The organism is Vibrio floridensis, from assembly GCF_021852965.1.
Lineage (GTDB): Bacteria > Pseudomonadota > Gammaproteobacteria > Enterobacterales > Vibrionaceae > Vibrio > Vibrio floridensis.
Genome location: NZ_JAKGCY010000015.1, coordinates 1 through 16,261 on the forward strand (window position 1 = coordinate 1; position 16,261 = coordinate 16,261).

Here is a 16,261-nt window from a genome sequence, read left to right on the forward strand (position 1 = left end):
TCATTGATAAATCTTTTGGATTATCATCAACGAGTGCCCACACAGATTGATAGGTTTATATTGTTAAAGAGCTTTCTTCTTTTGTGAATCGCATCACTTCGGAAGAGGCGGCCATTTTAGCGAGTTAAGTTTTAGTGTCAACCACTTTTTTCAAAACTTTTTTCAGGTGACTCACCTGGCTAAATGCCTTGGCTGATGGGCTCTGGTTTCTTTCGAAGCCTTGCCGTGTCAGCGAGGTGGCATTATAGGGATCAGCGTCACGTTGGCAAGCCCTTTTTATTAAAAAATGCAAAAATAGAGCTTAAGCGATGGATTTTCATTCAACCCTTGTTTTATTCAATTTTACTCAACACATTCCAACACGATATACACAACATTATCCACAAAATCGCATTTTTAATAGCATTGACATTCTATTTCCTTCACTCATCACAGACCGAAGAATAGACTAATTGCTATTACCTGACGTTTTACACTCAAAAAAAAAAACCGATACTGAAGCAATATCGGTTTTTTAGCTAAAATGAAGACAAGCTAATTATTCTCGTCTTTTACTATTAACTATAGATTACGCTTTAAAAGCTTTAAATGCGTTAATAAGACCATTGGTCGAACTGTCGTGTGAACTGATCTCAGAACCGTCAGCTAGCTCAGGTAGGATTTGGTTTGCCAGTTGTTTACCTAGCTCCACCCCCCACTGGTCAAAGCTGAAGATGTTCCAGATAACGCCTTGAACGAAGATTTTGTGCTCGTACATGGCGATCAGGTTACCCAGTGTGCGAGGGGTGATTTGCTTAACCAAGATAGAATTGGTTGGACGGTTGCCTTCAAATACCTTGAATGGGGCGATCGCCGCCACTTCTTCTGCATTTTTACCGGCTTTAACCAATTCCGCTTTGACGGTTTCTTCATTTTTACCAAATGCCAACGCTTCTGTTTGTGCAAAGAAGTTTGACATCAGTTTCTGATGGTGGTCACCTGCTGGGTTGTGGCTCACAGCCGGTGCAATGAAGTCACAAGGGATTAACTTGGTGCCTTGGTGGATCAGTTGGTAGAACGCGTGCTGACCGTTAGTACCTGGCTCACCCCAGATAATTGGACCAGTTTGGTAAGTCACTGGGTTACCATTGCGGTCAACGTATTTGCCGTTCGACTCCATGTTACCTTGCTGGAAGTACGCCGCAAAGCGGTGCATGTACTGGTCGTAAGGTAGAATAGCTTCTGACTCAGCGCCATGGAAGTTGTTGTACCAAATACCAATCAGGGCAAGAATAACAGGAATGTTGCTTTCTAACTCTGTAGAGACGAAATGGTTGTCCATCTCGTGAGCACCGTCTAGAAGTTCAATGAAGTTGTCGTAACCGACAGCAAGTGCAATTGAAAGCCCGATGGCTGACCATAGAGAGTAACGACCACCAACCCAGTCCCAGAACTCAAACATGTTATCTGTGTCGATACCGAACTCAGATACCGCTGGAGCATTAGTAGAAAGTGCCGCAAAGTGCTTAGCAACGTGTGCTTGATCGCCAGCCGTAGCTAGGAACCAATCACGCGCAGTGTGAGCGTTTGTCATGGTTTCTTGAGTCGTGAACGTCTTAGACGCGATCAAGAAGAGTGTTGTCTCAGGATCGACTTTCTTCAGTGTTTCAACGATGTGAGTACCATCAACGTTAGAAACAAAGTGTAAGTTTAGGTGGTTTTTGTATGGTGCAAGCGCTTCCGTCACCATGTAAGGGCCTAGGTCTGAACCGCCAATGCCGATGTTGACGATATCTGTGATCGCTTTACCTGTATAACCTTTCCATTCACCGCCAATAACGCGGTCAGTGAACGATTTCATTTTCTTAAGTACTGCGTTTACCGCTGGCATCACGTCTTCACCATCAACCAGGACTGCCTGGTTTGAGCGATTACGTAGCGCCGTATGGAGCACCGCGCGGCCTTCCGTTTGGTTGATCGCTTCACCACTAAACATTGCTTTAATAGCAGCACTTAGTTCCGTTTCTTTCGCTAGTGCGAATAGGTGTTTTAACGTTTCTTCGTTGATCAGGTTCTTTGAGTAATCGACAAGAATATCACTGCCAAAACGTGCTGAGAACTTATCAAAACGCGCTGCGTCTTGAGCGAAAAGATCTTTCAGATCCATATCTTGTGCAGATTCAAAATGCGCTGTCAGCGCGTTCCAAGCTTGTGTTTGCGTTGGATTAATAGTTTTCAACATGGTATTTATCCCGATGTTACAGTAGGTTCCATTCCATACAGTCTAGCGAAAACTGGTGGAATCCCCGATTTAGCAAAAAATAATTGTGATTGTCGACTGCACTCTCGCGCAAGACAACCATAAATCTGTAATTTTTTTTCAGAGTGCAATTATGACGCACTCGCGCTGCGCGCTCTTTGAGTTAAGTCACGTAAACCGTTTCTGTTTTGAGCAAGCCACTTAGCGTGATGGCTCACTATAGTGTGTTGTCTCTCTCATACGCTGCAACCAAAGATAGCGTTGAATTATCCATTTGCCAAATAGATTATAAGGAATGGGATATGTGGTATCAGAAGTGTTTAACCCTACCCGCCCGAAAGCGTGGCTTTCATCTGATCACTGATGAAATTGAACAACAATTACCAGAATTATCAAAATTATCCGTTGGTTTGTTACATCTTTTTATCCAACATACCTCAGCCAGTTTGACCATCAATGAGAACGCAGACCCCACCGTTCGACATGATATGGAGCAACACTTTAATCGCTTTGTTCCTGAAAGGGCCCCTTACTATCAGCATGATTATGAAGGCGATGATGATATGCCTGCCCACATAAAAGCCTCGACATTAGGATGCCATCTCACTATTCCAATCTCTCAGGGGCGTTTAGCGTTAGGCACTTGGCAAGGGATCTACTTAGGCGAACATCGAGATCATGGTGGACAACGTCGTATAATGGCCACGCTCTATGGGGAATAAAAAACAAGCCGAGCAAATAGCTCGGCTTGAGTGATGATAAGATGTGGCAAACGTTAAAACGGCTGGTTGACCATGACACGAAAAAGGCTCTCTTCACTTCCCCATGCCATTTCGGCTCGCACCACAATGCCTTCCACTTGAAAACGCACGGCACCACCTGCGCTCCACTGCATATCGCTGTGCAGTTCAGAGAAACTGCTTTCGTCGCTCACTCGTCCCATATCGACAAAAGCGACCCATTGCCACCAAGGGATATCGTAGATATTCAGCACTGGAATATCATCCAAAGGTTGCCATTTGGGTAAAACACGGTACTCAGCGCTGTAGTTGATGGCCGATTTGCCATGAAAACGCCCAGAGGAAAAACTTCTCAATCGGTATAAACCACCTAGACTTACCTGATCAAACTCTGGCGGTCTTTGACATGTTTGAGCATTACAATTATTCCAAGTAGGCGTATCGGCAATATAGAAGTTAAACGCAAACACTTGTTGGTCGAGAAGATCATCGACACCACCGAGATTCCAAAAGCCACTACTGGAATACTCATATTTCAACCAATCGTTATCATTACCCCAGTTTTCATCTGCGTAGGTGATATCCAGTCGAGTGCGAAAACCTTGAGTCGGGTTGCGAACATCATTTCGGTTATCCCAATCCAACTTCAAACTGAGCCCGGTAGAATCGCTATCTTGGCCAGCAATAGCATTAATTTCTCGAGAGGTATGAAACGGCTGAAACTCAATGGTGGTGATACCGCTGCGATCTGGCGAGAAGCCTTTAATTTGCCGAGTGGGTTCTAATGCCGCGCGCGCTCCGCGAAACGCCGCATGCCCCCAAGGCACAATATAACGGAAGGAGAAACGCGTGATCGATTCTTTACCTGTCGCTATCGTTCGATCGGCCGCTGTTGAATCATTACTAGCGTTGGCACCAAGGTAATAGTCGTAATCAACAAACTTCCCTTGATAGCTTTCCGCACCGAGCAACCAGAAATCACCCACTTGGTAATTTGATGCAGCAAGATAAGTGACATAGCTTCCTTTGTCAGAGTAAAGCGCGGTACCCAATACCGAAGCATTAGCTTGCCCTACATGCAGTGCGAGTCCAGCGACACCCAGAGTATTACCCATGCTATCGCTGACAAAATAGTAAGGAACCACGGCCGTTTCTGGAGACCAACTTGGCCAACCATCAGCCCAAGTTGGCAGAGCGCACAAGCCAGTTGCCGCAACCACCAAGCGAAAAACAGGTTTTGATTTCATTATTGATTTATTCGCTATAAGACATTTCAACGCGTGAAGTAAGTTTAGTCACTAACTCATAAGCGATGGTGCCGATATGCTGCGCCACCTCTTCCGCTGGTAAATCTGCGCCCCAAAGAATCGCCTCATCACCGACACGATCGGTTGCATCGGGGCCGAGATCCACCGTAAGCATATCCATAGAGACTCGCCCGGCAATCGGCACCTTACGGCCATTGACCAACACGGGAGTTCCGTTGGGTGCCGTTCGTGGGTAGCCATCACCATAACCAATAGCAATTACCCCTACTTTGGTATCGCGTTCGCTGATCCAGGTTGCGCCATATCCCACTGACTCGCCCGCTTTGACATCTCGAACCGCAATTAAATGAGACTTTAAGGTCATCACTGGTTTGTAGCCTAGCTCGGAGGCGGTCTTGTCACCAAATGGAGAAACACCATACATAATGATGCCCGGGCGCACCCACTCCAATTGACTTTCTTGCCAAGCCAATAATCCTGCAGAAGCTGCAAGCGAGCGCTCACCTTTGCAACCTCGAGTTAGCGACAAAAACAGCTCGATTTGTTTCGGCGTCATCTCGTTGTTCATCTCGTCAGCACAACCAAAGTGGCTCATATAGCGTAAAGGTTTGGCCACATTCGGGCACTGATGCAAACGCTCAACAAATGCTTGGTATTGCTCTGGTCGCACTCCAAGGCGATGCATGCCACTATCGATCTTGAGCCACACCATCACTGGAGTTTCAAGCTCTGCCTCTTCCAAAGCACACAACTGCTCTTCGCAGTGCACCACCGTTTGAATGTTGTTGGTCACCAAGACAGGCAAATCACCCGAAGAGTAAAATCCTTCTAAAAGCAAGATGGGTTTAACAACACCACACGCTCGCAGTTGTAGCGCTTCTTCAATTCGCGCAACCCCAAAGGCATCAGCACCAACCGCATGCTTAGCTACGTGACGCAAACCATGACCATAGCCATTTGCCTTAACCACCGCCATCAACTTACTGTGCGGGGCTTGCTGTTTGATCAACTGCAAATTGTGTTGCAAAGCCGCAAGGTCAATACAAGCCGTGGCGGCTTTCATGTAATTCATCGTGTTACTCATCATCAAACGCCGGGCCTGCATAATTGTCAAAGCGAGACCACTGTCCTTGGAATGTCAGGCGCACCGAACCGATAGGACCGTTACGCTGCTTACCAATAATGATCTCCGCCGTACCTTTCAGCGCGCTGTCAGGGTTATATACTTCGTCTCGATAGATGAACATGATTAAGTCGGCGTCCTGCTCGATAGAGCCAGATTCACGCAGATCCGAGTTCACTGGACGTTTGTCTGCCCGTTGCTCTAGCGAGCGGTTCAACTGCGACAGGGCCACCACGGGTACATTCAGCTCTTTCGCCAATGCTTTCAGTGAGCGAGAAATCTCCGCAATTTCCAAAGTACGGTTATCAGAGAGAGCTGGCACGCGCATCAATTGAAGGTAGTCGACCATGATCATCGATAAACCACCATGCTCACGCGCCACACGACGCGCGCGTGAACGCACTTCCGTTGGCGTTAGACCAGAGCTGTCATCGATGTACATGTTCTTCTTCTCCATCAAAATACCCATGGTCGAAGAAATACGCGCCCAATCCTCATCGTCCAGCTGACCGGTACGAATCTTGGTCTGATCAACACGAGACAAAGAGGCCAGCATACGCATCATGATTTGTTCCGCGGGCATCTCCAGTGAGAAAATGAGCACAGGCTTGTCTTGATCCATCGCCGCGTTTTCACACAAGTTCATTGCAAAGGTGGTTTTACCCATCGATGGACGTGCGGCGACAATGATAAGGTCAGATCCTTGCAAACCTGCGGTTTTCTTATTCAGATCCGTAAAGCCAGTATCCACCCCGGTGACACCATCTTGTGGGCTCTTGTACAGTAGCTCGATACGTTCTAAGGTTTTCTCTAGAATGGAATCGACATTTTGTGGGCCTTCATTTTCGCTGGTGCGTTCTTCCGCGATGGCGAACACTTTACTCTCAGCGAGATCGAGCAGATCTTCCGAACTGCGCCCTTGAGGATCATAGCCCGCATCCGCAATTTCATTGGCAACGCTGATCAGATTACGTACTAAAGCTCGCTCCGCAACGATATCAGCATAAGCATTAATGTTGGCAGCACTTGGCGTGTTTTTCGCCAAATCGGCAAGGTACGCAAAACCACCGACATCTTCCAACTGCTCACGGCGCTCTAAATGTTCGGACAGGGTAATCAGATCGAGCGGCTTGTTCTCTTCCAAAATGCTTTTAATGGCATCGAAAATCAAACGGTGGGGACGACTATAAAAATCCTTGTTGACCACACGCTCAGCAACCGTATCCCAACGTTCATTATCCAATAACAAACCACCAAGCACCGATTGCTCAGCTTCTAAGGAATGAGGAGGAACTTTTATTGCATCTACTTGGCTATCCGGAATTTTGCGTTTTCGATTATCCGCCATGACTACACTCTGTAACTTATGTTTAGCGTCATTATACTCAAAATGGTTTAAGATGTGCGCCTCCGCATGCAGAGTTTGTTGTCCATCTGACAAGTTTTAACTTTAGGCTGACGCACCTATTCTCGTATGTTCGTACTATCCTGAGCCATAAGCTCACATTATAAGAGGTGTTCGTGTCCAATCGCTGGTTTCTGTCGTTAGGTTTATACGCCGTTAGCCTAACTGCTTATGCTGAAGATAATTTGGATAAGGACATCGCCCTTCCCTCTCCGTGGAAAAGTGAAGTGGAGTTTGGCTATCAAGCTCACTCAGGCAACTCGGATTCTAAAGCGCTCAACGCACGCCTCAGTGGGGAATACACGGAAGGTCGCCACCGTTCAAATGGAGAGTGGAAATTCTACAATTTATACAAAGATGGCGAAGAAGATAAGCGCACGTCAACTTACAGCCTGCAATCTGACTACAAGTTATCCCCTAAAACCTACCTTTACGGCAGCTTTAAAGGCATTGATTCACGCTACAGTGCGTACTTCAAAGACTACACAATTTCAGCGGGTTTGGGTTATCAGTTTGCCAGCACGGACACCTTTGTGTTTGAGTTCGAATTCGGTCCTGGCTTTCGTTATCAAGAGCCCAATCTGGATGAAATTGATGACGATGACATTATTTTCCCTGAAATCGTCGAAGAAGGGATTTTCCGTGGCAATTTAAAAACCAGTTGGCAAGCGTTAGAGAATCTGCGTCTCTCGGCCGATATTACGGTCGTCAGTGGTCACAGCAATACGCGAACCGACAGTGATTTAAGTTTGACCAATAACATTACCGAAGACATTGCCCTTAAGATTGCCCACTCTCGCCAGTACCACGACCGAGTGCCCGATGGTCTAAGCAAAGCTGACAGCGTGTTCTCTGTCAATCTGCTGTTTGCTTTCTAATCTCAATCCTCTGATACGATAAACTCGAGCAATAAAAAAAGCACCTCAGAGAGGTGCTTTAAAATTTCGTCTTGAAACTGAAAATTACTCAGCAACAACTTGTAGTTTAGCGGTCGCGAAAACTTCAGAGTGAAGTTGAACGCTGATCTCGAACTCACCAGTTGTACGTAGAGCACCTTCAGGAAGGCGAACTTCGCTCTTAGCAACTTCAACGCCAGCTGCAGTGATTGCATCAGCGATGTCACGAGTACCGATAGAACCGAACAGTTTACCTTCGTCACCAGCTTTAGAAGAGATAACAACTGCTTCTAGAGCATTTACTTTCTCAGCGCGAGCTTGTGCAGAAGCTAGTTGCTCAGCAACTTTTGCTTCAAGTTCAGCACGACGAGCTTCGAACATCTCAACGTTGCCTTTAGTAGCCATAACTGCTTTACCCTGAGGGATAAGGAAGTTACGAGCGTAACCAGACTTAACGTTTACTGTGTCGCCAAGGCTACCTAGGTTACCGATTTTATCAAGTAGAATAACTTGCATTGTTTAATCCTCTTTCTTAATAAACGGTACCGATTACTGATGCTTGTCAGTGTACGGTAGTAGAGCTAGGTAACGAGAACGCTTGATCGCGCGAGCTAGTTGACGCTGATACTTAGCGCTAGTACCAGTGATACGGCTAGGTACGATTTTACCAGCTTCAGTGATGTAGTTTTTAAGAGTTGCTACGTCTTTGTAATCAATCTCTTGTACGCCTTCTGCAGTGAAACGGCAGAATTTACGACGACGGAAGAAACGAGCCATGGGCTATCTCCTGATCTTAAATATGAATTATGTCATCGGCATGTAACACCAATTTACCTACGCCATTTCGGCCGGTCTGATAAGCAACAAAGCCACTTACCTTAATGTTACTGCCCAAAACTATTTGTTGAGTTATCTCTTGTGACCCTTTACCGCTGACAACCACTGGCATTCGACAGAAAACTTGTCTTGGTAAATCCGCCTCAACCACTACCGAGCGATGCTCGAGCCAAAATCGACAATGTGAGATTCCAGCAGGGCTTTGGCTTCGAATCGGATCTTTCACGACGGTGCCGCTCAGCTCCATTCGATTGGTCATAAAATCAATTACTCAGCAGCGAATTCTTTCGCTTCAGCTTCACGACGAGGAGCGCGTTCTTCTTTCTGCTTAAGCATGATTGAAGGCTCAGTGATAGCTGCTTTAGTACGCATGATCATGTTGCGTAGAACTGCATCGTTGTAACGGAAAGCAGTTTCTAGCTCATCGATTACAGCTTGGTCCGCTTCAACGTTCATTAGAACGTAGTGAGCTTTGTGAAGCTTGTTGATTGGGTAAGCCAGTTGACGACGACCCCAGTCTTCTAGACGGTGGATTTTACCGCCAGCTTCAGTGATAGAACCTGTGTAACGCTCGATCATGCCAGCAACTTGCTCGCTTTGATCAGGGTGCACCATGAATACGATTTCGTAATGACGCATTGTTTGCTCCTTACGGATTATTAGCTTCCACATTTGGCTCAGTCATCCAGAGGAAGCAAGGAACTAAGGGTTATTGACCGAGTTTAAGGACGGCAAATAGTACAGAAAGGGCTCAGTTTAAGCAAGGAGTATTTTTAAACAACCGAGAGCGAGGAAGATAGGGAACTAGGAACTAGGAACTAGGGAGCTAGAAAACTAGAAAACTAGAAAACTAGAAAACTAGAAAACTACTCATCTAGCAACCTCGCTTCTGGAATTTACGCTTTAGCCAACTCTGCACGCATTTCGTCAATCACGGCTTTATAATCTGGTTGGCCAAAAATGGCTGAACCTGCAACAAACATATCCGCACCCGCTTCGGCGATTTCACGAATGTTATCCACTTTCACACCACCATCGATCTCCAAGCGGATATCGCGCCCAGTCGCATCAATCATCTTACGTACTGCACGCAGCTTATCCAAAGTGTGAGGAATGAATGACTGCCCACCAAAGCCTGGGTTCACCGACATTAATAAAATGAGATCCACTTTATCCATGATGAATTCTAGGTGCGCCAACGGCGTCGCAGGGTTAAGTACAACACCCGCTTTACAGCCGTGCTCTTTGATCAATTGCAAGGTTCGATCGACATGCTCAGACGCTTCGATATGGAAGGTGATCATCGACGCACCCGCTTTGGCAAAATCGGGAATGATGCGATCGACCGGTTTGACCATCAAATGCACATCAATCGGCGCGGTAATGCCATAATCACGTAGCGCTTTACACACTGGCGCGCCGAAAGTGAGGTTCGGAACATAGTGGTTATCCATCACATCGAAATGGACAACATCCGCCCCAGCTGCCAAGACTTTTTCAACATCTTCACCTAGACGAGCAAAATCTGCAGACAAAATGGATGGAGCAATAAGAAAATCTTTCATACCTGACCTCAGTAATCACGAGCAAAACAGCAAACCAATGTGCGCGCAATTTTACCGAAGCCAGTGTGGAGATCCACCATTTCGGTGAAATAGTGTGAATGTGAAGAATGAATCGCTGAGGTTAACTGATGTCAGGCTTATGGAAAAGCGCCATCAGTTCATCTACTTTGTTGCGCCCGCCACCATTGCGGCTGATAGTGCGTTTTACCTTAACGACATTCAGCTCTGCACCATGATACAAACGGCGTGTCAGTTTGGTGTCGTGGTTTGAAATAAGTACTGGGATGCCTCTTTCGCTCGCGGTTTTTTCCGCAATATCCGCTAAGGCAGCTTGATCATCCAATGTGAAGCCATTACCTGCGTATGACGTAAAATTGGCTGTATTTGAAAGTGGCGCATACGGTGGATCGCAATACACCACACACCCTTTGCGTGCACGACGAAATGTCTCTTGATAACCTTCACATACAAACGTCGCTTTCTGCGCTTTCTCCGCAAAAAACTCTAATTCCGCTTCAGGGAAATACGGTTTTTTATACGAACCAAAAGGCACATTGAAGCCGCCTTTTTTGTTGTAACGACATAGGCCATTGAAACCAAAACGGTTCATGTAGAGAAACGCTAATGAGCGAAACATCACGTCATCGGTTTTGTTGAACTCACTACGGATGCTCAAGTAGGCGTCTTTACGATTGTTCTCTTGCGTAAACCAGCGCTTTGCTTCACTGATGTAGAGCTCAGGTTGCTCTTTGAGCAAATTGTATAAGTTGATCAAGTCTGGGTTGATATCGGCCAACAAATATTGCTCATAGTCCGTGTTCAAGAACACAGAACCCGCACCGACAAAAGGTTCTACGAGTTTACGAGCTGGCGGTAAGTGCTTTTGGATATCCTCCACAAGGCCATATTTTCCGCCTGCCCATTTTAGAAAGGCTCGCTGCTTCTTCATCAAATGCTCTTTACTGCTCTAACTATCAACCCAATTCAAGGGTGCGGAATGTAACATATTTTCCAACGAAACTCAGGTTTATTTCACTCGGTCTATCTCTCGGTGTACCTGACTAAGCGATTTTGCCCAAGGCCCCAGCGACTGTAAAGATTTAGGCAATCCTGATACAGCGTCTCTTGCCATTTGAATGGTTGGATAATCTTGATAGGTAATGATGTACCATTCCGTTTCATTACGCAGCGTTGGGTAAATTCGTACTTGATTTTGTAATTGGTGCTTATCTAAGAATACCTGGACGTCTTGCATTGAGGTCATCGCAGCTAACTGTAGAGTGTAGCCTCGTGGTGAAAGTGCTTTGAGTTCTTCTCGAGCAAAAGAAAAACTCACCACCGCAGGTACCAACGCATTGTTTTCCTCCAAAAGTGGTTCTGAAGCAACAACAGGAGTTGTGGTGGTATTTTCGGCCACCAGCGCATCAATATTGTCGGTATTCACCTGCTTTGGTTTGTCAGCCAACAACGCGTCTACCACATCCGACTCGATCGTCACACGCTGTTGATGATGATCACTAATGCCCACACTGGCTGTTTGCTCTGTCACTGCTGGCGGTAAGGCATTGGTGTCATCTTGCGCATCTTGTAGCAACTGCTCTGCATTTTGCTGACGTTGTTGCTCTGCTTGATCAACGACGGATTTCGTTGACAGCTCAGGCTCGGTCGCAAGTTCAAGCGTCGGAATGGCAGTTTGTTCAAGCGTTCGAGACATTTCTGCCGCCTTATCGTCTGCGGATGGCTGACTGAACATCCACCAATATCCTGCCGCAGCCAACAGCAGTAGCAACAAAATTGTTAAAACAATATTGACTGGGGAAGCCACAATCGAGCGGATAATTATCCTTTTTTCCACCTTAAGATCTCCTAATGCCATGATTGCCCCCGGTACAGGGGCAACTTTCTTAAATGCCGAGCGCACTTTCTTTTCATTGGCTTCGTCTACATAGCGCACCACCATGCTTTCAAAGAATCGCATTGCCTCAGTCTCGCTGAGTCGGTCAATATCAAGATCAACGGGCTTATGTTCTTGACCGTATCCAAGGCGAGTCAAGAGCGACTCTAACGAGTCAGATTCACTAAACAATAAAACGTTGACTGTCCATTGAGGATTAGTTTGTGCTTCTAGCACCCATACCCATAATTCTGATACTAGGTTTTCACTCAAAAGCTGCGCATCATCAATGACGATGGCAAAGTCACATACTTGATTCGAAAAAAGGTGTTCCGCACTTTCTATGAGGGCATCATTGGGATTAAAAAGGGGCTCGTTCACCAACTGACTTAAGATTAGAGTTCTGTGTTGGCTATCATCTTGGCTCGGATGGCAAAGCACCAAACACTGATTTTTCTCCTGCGCATATTGCTCTAAATAGCGCTGAGCCAACCAAGATTTACCAAAGCCCTTTGCACCGTTAATAGTGATAAGGTTGGAACCAAAGTTAGTTAATAACTCAAGTCGTTCTAATAGCTCGGTTTGAGAATCCAGTTCAAGGATATTAGGCAAGGCAAGACTCATCAGCGATTCCTTGTGAAAATAGCTCCAAATGGAGCTATTTTAAGGCTTAATTAATTGATTGTGCGACAATCTTCAATGGCTTGACGGATGACTTCTTGGGAAACGTCTGCCACAACTTCTGCAGTGCCAATACTGCTTGGTAACACCAATCTCAGTTTTCCTGATAGCACTTTCTTATCGCGCATCATATGAGTCATGAAATCGTCAAACGTCATACTTTCTGGTGTATGTACTGGCAGCTTCGCTCTGCTAAGTATAGAAAAAATCTTATCAAATTGCTGCTGATCGATCATACCTTGCAGTTGCGCGGTGCGTGCCGCCATAACCGTACCCGCTGCAACGGCTTCACCATGTAACCAATTGCCGTAGCCAAGCTCAGCTTCAATCGCGTGTCCAAAGGTATGGCCCAAGTTTAATAAAGCGCGAATGCCTGACTCTTTTTCATCTTGAGCCACAACTTCGGCTTTAATTTCACAACAGCGCGCAATGGCGTAAGTTAATGCTTGTTCATCTAATGAATACAGCGCATCAAGATGCTCATCGAGCCAAGTGAAAAACTCAGCGTCATAAATGATGCCGTATTTAATCACTTCAGCAATACCTGCAGCAAACTCTCGTTCAGGAAGAGTTTTCAAACAGTTGGTATCAATAATCACCGATTTAGGCTGATAGAATGCACCAATCATGTTTTTGCCTAGTGGATGGTTAACCGCCGTTTTACCACCAACAGAAGAGTCCACTTGGGATAATAGTGTGGTTGGAATTTGAATAAAATCCACACCACGTTGATAACAAGCCGCAGAGAAACCAACTAAATCACCAATTACACCACCACCTAATGCGATAACAACGACATCACGGGCAAAGCTTCCCTCAAGAAGAAAGCTCATCACTTGGTTGAAGGTTTCTAAACTCTTATATCGCTCACCATCAGGTAGTTCAAGCAACGAGGCTTTACAACCTAAAGATTGCAATAAAGAAAGAATTTTATCCGCATAGAGAGGGGCTACCGTGACATTGGTAATCACGACCACTTTCTGCCCTGCGGGGAGAAAAGAGAGGTGCGCCGAATCTTCAAACAATCCGGCGCCTATTGTGATTGGGTAGCTGCGCTCCGCTAATTCGACCGTAATCCGTTCCATGGTTGCACTCCACAAAAAAAGAAAAACTAAAAACTAGTTTTCTTCTAGCATTTTTACGATCTGATTGGCTACCACTTTTGCACTTTGATCATCTGTGCGTACGGTGTAATCCGCAATTTCTTCATATAGCGGATTACGCTCACCCGCAAGCGACTCTAGTACTTCACGTGGTTTATCCGTCTGTAACAAAGGACGTTTTTTGTCGCGATTCGTACGCGCGAGCTGTTTTTCAATGGTCGTTTCTAGGTATACCACAATCCCACGCGCAGAAAGACGGTTGCGGTTTTCGCGGCTTTTCACCGAGCCACCACCCGTAGCCAAGACGATACCTTGCTCTAAGGTTAAATCATTGATAACCGCTTCTTCACGTTTACGGAAACCTTCTTCACCTTCAACATCAAATACCCAAGAAATATCCGCACCAGTGCGCTCTTCAATAACAGTATCAGAATCCAAAAACTCCATGTGGAGTTGTTGAGCTAGGTATCGACCAATTGTACTTTTGCCAGCGCCCATTGGGCCAACAAGGAAAATATTACGTTTCTCAGCCATGTTTAGCAGTAACTTACAACGTTAATTCAATGACATCGCCACAAGAATAGTCGGAAATAACTCCGTTCAAATATGCGCTTGTGGCACCAATTCCTCACAGATACTCGTGATAAGACCCGAAATTATCAAGGTATGGTGCCGCTAATGCAACTTTATTTTTTATCTAATTGCTCAGTCACTCGAGATGTGGGAAAAAGCACGCTACTGCAAAATCACTTTAGGCGTAACAAAAATCAGTAATTCTCGTTTGCCAATGTTTTCGTAACTACGGCGGAACAACGCCCCTAACAATGGTAAATCACCCAGCAACGGCACTTTATCCGTGGTATTGGTAATACTGTGTTGGAAGATACCGCCTAACACTACCGTTTCACCATTATTTACTAACACTTGCGTACCAATACGCTGCGTGTCAATCGCGACCGCTTCTCCTGTACCTGTTTTAACAATTTCACCGGGTCTATCTTGTGTAACACTTAAATCCAACACCAGGCGATTATCTGGAGTGATTTGTGGCGTCACTTTCAAACTTAACACCGCTTTTTTGAATGATACTGTGGTCGCTCCGCTCGAAGAAGATTCAAGATAAGGAATTTCAGTACCCTGTTCTATGTATGCTGGTTTCTTGTTGGTCGTAATCAAACGAGGACTCGAAATAATCTCTGCTTTTGATTCACGTTGTAGCGCGGACAGCTCCAAATCCAACAAAAGATCTGAACCGAGTTTAGCCACTTGAAACGCAATGCTGGATGCATTCGCAGAGGTTGCCGCCAAGTTGACATTAAGGAAGTCATCAATACTGCTAGAACCACCTTCACCGTCCTTGCTTGAACTGCCACTGCCACTACCTGCCGTATACAAGCCAATGGTTGCTAGATTGTTTTCAATCGAGCCACCCACAGTGTTACTGCCATTGATGGAGGTAAATCCCCAACGGACACCAAGTTCATCAAGGTTGCCCTCATTCACCGTCACTATTCGTGCTTCAATCTGAACCTGCTTGACCGGAATATCCAATGAATTAATGATCTCGCGAATCACTTCAATATTTTCCGGTAACTCACGTAACAAAAGAGAGTTAGTACGCTCATCAATCGCTACACTACCACGCTCTGATAGCATGCTAACGGAGTCTGTCCCGGTAATCATTTCTGCAATGTCAGAGGCTTTAGCAAAGTTAACCTTAATGATCTCAGATTTAAGAGTGCCCAGTTCTTCAGCCAGCCTCTCCTTTTCAAGCTGCTGTTTTTCTCTTAGGTCTAGCTCATCTTTCGGTGCAACCAACACCACATTCCCTTCGACCCGTTTGTCTAAACCTTTTACTTGGAGAATGATGTCCAGAACTTGTTGCCACGGCACACCATCCAATCTTAACGTAACATTGCCCTTGACAGAATCCGACACAACGAGGTTAAACCCGTTATAGTCAGCAATCAGCTGCAGCACGTTTCGTACTGGAATGTCTTGAAAATTGATGGATATCAGTTTCCCCTCTTTCTCCAATACACTCTTTTCTTGCGCTTCTGTCGATGACTCAACACGAGAAATCGTCACTTCAAGGTAACGTCCTGAAAGACGATAATCATGACGAAATTCGCCGTTAACATTAGCCACTAGGCGTGTCTTTGATACTTCTCTGAAGACTTCAATGCTCTCAACCACGGTCGAAAAATCTTTCACGTCTAAAAGATAAAGCTGTTCGTCTTTCACGGAAGTATTGATCAGTTCGATGCTTAACCCTTCTTTGACAGGTTTCAAATCTACTACCGCAGCAGGTGTTGCTAACTCTACAATGATCATTGCGTCTTTAGCCGCATTAGTTCTGAAATCAATACTTTTAAGCGCGTTCTCTGCATCAGATTGTGCGTTTGCAACAGTAGAAAAAATGCAAACAGACAACAGGCAGACGATTTGGGAAAGGATTCCCGCAAACAATTGGATTTTGTTTTTCATCTTCAACTCACAAATCACTTAAA

16 protein-coding genes are annotated in these 16,261 nt (G+C 45.6%); 2 read left to right on the plus strand and 14 right to left on the minus strand.

The window, feature by feature from the left end:
• Positions 1–568 precede the first annotated feature (568 nt).
• Positions 569–2,221 carry a glucose-6-phosphate isomerase gene (gene pgi / locus LZU85_RS17415; protein ID WP_237287950.1) on the minus strand — a complete coding sequence of 551 codons (1,653 nt, stop codon included), beginning with the start codon at positions 2,219–2,221 and terminating at the stop codon, positions 569–571.
• A 320-nt stretch (positions 2,222–2,541) separates the two neighbouring features.
• On the opposite strand from pgi, the gene LZU85_RS17420 reads away from it, so the two are divergent.
• Positions 2,542–2,961, plus strand: coding sequence for a secondary thiamine-phosphate synthase enzyme YjbQ (locus LZU85_RS17420; protein WP_038964147.1), 420 nt, complete (start codon positions 2,542–2,544; stop codon positions 2,959–2,961).
• 53 nt (positions 2,962–3,014) lie between these two features.
• Here LZU85_RS17420 and LZU85_RS17425 read toward each other — a convergent pair whose 3' ends face one another.
• From LZU85_RS17425 to LZU85_RS17435, 3 genes are read right to left on the minus strand one after another with little or no spacing between them, the layout of a single operon-like run.
• Complete coding sequence (locus LZU85_RS17425) at positions 3,015–4,226, minus strand: BamA/TamA family outer membrane protein (protein ID WP_237287951.1); 1,212 nt, start codon at positions 4,224–4,226, stop codon at positions 3,015–3,017.
• A gap of 7 nt (positions 4,227–4,233) precedes the next feature.
• Positions 4,234–5,352, minus strand: coding sequence for an alanine racemase (gene alr / locus LZU85_RS17430; RefSeq protein ID WP_237288009.1), 1,119 nt, complete (start codon positions 5,350–5,352; stop codon positions 4,234–4,236).
• Positions 5,324–6,718 carry a replicative DNA helicase gene (locus tag LZU85_RS17435; protein WP_237287952.1) on the minus strand — a complete coding sequence of 465 codons (1,395 nt, stop codon included), beginning with the start codon at positions 6,716–6,718 and terminating at the stop codon, positions 5,324–5,326. The genes alr and LZU85_RS17435 overlap by 29 nt, the downstream gene beginning before the upstream one ends.
• 173 nt (positions 6,719–6,891) lie before the next feature.
• Here LZU85_RS17435 and LZU85_RS17440 point away from each other — a divergent pair, with 173 nt between their 5' ends.
• Complete coding sequence (locus LZU85_RS17440) at positions 6,892–7,653, plus strand: DUF481 domain-containing protein (protein ID WP_414731140.1); 762 nt, start codon at positions 6,892–6,894, stop codon at positions 7,651–7,653.
• An 84-nt stretch (positions 7,654–7,737) separates the two neighbouring features.
• Here the strand turns inward: LZU85_RS17440 and rplI are convergent, their stop codons facing one another.
• From rplI to LZU85_RS17490, 10 genes are all read right to left on the minus strand, one after another.
• The gene (gene rplI, locus LZU85_RS17445) at positions 7,738–8,187 is read right to left on the minus strand and encodes a 50S ribosomal protein L9 (RefSeq protein WP_017419665.1); all 450 of its coding nucleotides are present in this window, start codon (positions 8,185–8,187) and stop codon (positions 7,738–7,740) included.
• Between the two features lie 33 nt (positions 8,188–8,220).
• Positions 8,221–8,448, minus strand: a complete 228-nt coding sequence (gene rpsR, locus LZU85_RS17450) for a 30S ribosomal protein S18 (RefSeq protein WP_000090472.1) — start codon at positions 8,446–8,448, stop codon at positions 8,221–8,223.
• A 16-nt stretch (positions 8,449–8,464) separates the two neighbouring features.
• Positions 8,465–8,767 carry a primosomal replication protein N gene (gene priB / locus LZU85_RS17455; RefSeq protein ID WP_080609339.1) on the minus strand — a complete coding sequence of 101 codons (303 nt, stop codon included), beginning with the start codon at positions 8,765–8,767 and terminating at the stop codon, positions 8,465–8,467.
• An 8-nt stretch (positions 8,768–8,775) separates the two neighbouring features.
• A complete protein-coding gene (gene rpsF / locus LZU85_RS17460) occupies positions 8,776–9,147 on the minus strand; it encodes a 30S ribosomal protein S6 (protein ID WP_011079362.1) in 372 nt (123 codons plus the stop codon).
• Positions 9,148–9,404: 257 nt separating this feature from the next.
• Entirely contained in the window at positions 9,405–10,073 is a 669-nt protein-coding gene (gene rpe, locus LZU85_RS17465; RefSeq protein ID WP_011079361.1) for a ribulose-phosphate 3-epimerase, read from the minus strand.
• Between the two features lie 121 nt (positions 10,074–10,194).
• Positions 10,195–11,022 carry a Dam family site-specific DNA-(adenine-N6)-methyltransferase gene (locus tag LZU85_RS17470; RefSeq protein ID WP_176297615.1) on the minus strand — a complete coding sequence of 276 codons (828 nt, stop codon included), beginning with the start codon at positions 11,020–11,022 and terminating at the stop codon, positions 10,195–10,197.
• 78 nt (positions 11,023–11,100) lie between these two features.
• Complete coding sequence (locus LZU85_RS17475; protein ID WP_237287958.1) at positions 11,101–12,591, minus strand: AAA family ATPase; 1,491 nt, start codon at positions 12,589–12,591, stop codon at positions 11,101–11,103.
• A 50-nt stretch (positions 12,592–12,641) separates the two neighbouring features.
• Entirely contained in the window at positions 12,642–13,733 is a 1,092-nt protein-coding gene (gene aroB, locus LZU85_RS17480) for a 3-dehydroquinate synthase (protein WP_176297613.1), read from the minus strand.
• Positions 13,734–13,766: 33 nt separating this feature from the next.
• Positions 13,767–14,285, minus strand: coding sequence for a shikimate kinase AroK (aroK, locus tag LZU85_RS17485; protein ID WP_176297612.1), 519 nt, complete (start codon positions 14,283–14,285; stop codon positions 13,767–13,769).
• 201 nt (positions 14,286–14,486) lie between these two features.
• Positions 14,487–16,256 (minus strand): type IV pilus secretin PilQ, encoded by a 1,770-nt coding sequence (locus LZU85_RS17490; RefSeq protein WP_176297611.1) that lies wholly within the window; start codon positions 16,254–16,256, stop codon positions 14,487–14,489.
• Between the last annotated feature and the right edge of the window lie 5 nt (positions 16,257–16,261).

Coding starts and splice junctions, on each gene's coding strand:
- pgi (WP_237287950.1), bottom strand. CDS start 2,221: ATGTTGAAAACTATTAATCCAACGCAAACACAAGCTTGGAACGCGCTG.
- LZU85_RS17420 (WP_038964147.1), top strand. CDS start 2,542: ATGTGGTATCAGAAGTGTTTAACCCTACCCGCCCGAAAGCGTGGCTTT.
- LZU85_RS17425 (WP_237287951.1), bottom strand. CDS start 4,226: ATGAAATCAAAACCTGTTTTTCGCTTGGTGGTTGCGGCAACTGGCTTG.
- alr (WP_237288009.1), bottom strand. CDS start 5,352: ATGCAGGCCCGGCGTTTGATGATGAGTAACACGATGAATTACATGAAA.
- LZU85_RS17435 (WP_237287952.1), bottom strand. CDS start 6,718: ATGGCGGATAATCGAAAACGCAAAATTCCGGATAGCCAAGTAGATGCA.
- rplI (WP_017419665.1), bottom strand. CDS start 8,187: ATGCAAGTTATTCTACTTGATAAAATCGGTAACCTAGGTAGCCTTGGC.
- rpsR (WP_000090472.1), bottom strand. CDS start 8,448: ATGGCTCGTTTCTTCCGTCGTCGTAAATTCTGCCGTTTCACTGCAGAA.
- priB (WP_080609339.1), bottom strand. CDS start 8,767: ATGACCAATCGAATGGAGCTGAGCGGCACCGTCGTGAAAGATCCGATT.
- rpsF (WP_011079362.1), bottom strand. CDS start 9,147: ATGCGTCATTACGAAATCGTATTCATGGTGCACCCTGATCAAAGCGAG.
- rpe (WP_011079361.1), bottom strand. CDS start 10,073: ATGAAAGATTTTCTTATTGCTCCATCCATTTTGTCTGCAGATTTTGCT.
- LZU85_RS17470 (WP_176297615.1), bottom strand. CDS start 11,022: ATGAAGAAGCAGCGAGCCTTTCTAAAATGGGCAGGCGGAAAATATGGC.
- LZU85_RS17475 (WP_237287958.1), bottom strand. CDS start 12,591: ATGAGTCTTGCCTTGCCTAATATCCTTGAACTGGATTCTCAAACCGAG.
- aroB (WP_176297613.1), bottom strand. CDS start 13,733: ATGGAACGGATTACGGTCGAATTAGCGGAGCGCAGCTACCCAATCACA.
- aroK (WP_176297612.1), bottom strand. CDS start 14,285: ATGGCTGAGAAACGTAATATTTTCCTTGTTGGCCCAATGGGCGCTGGC.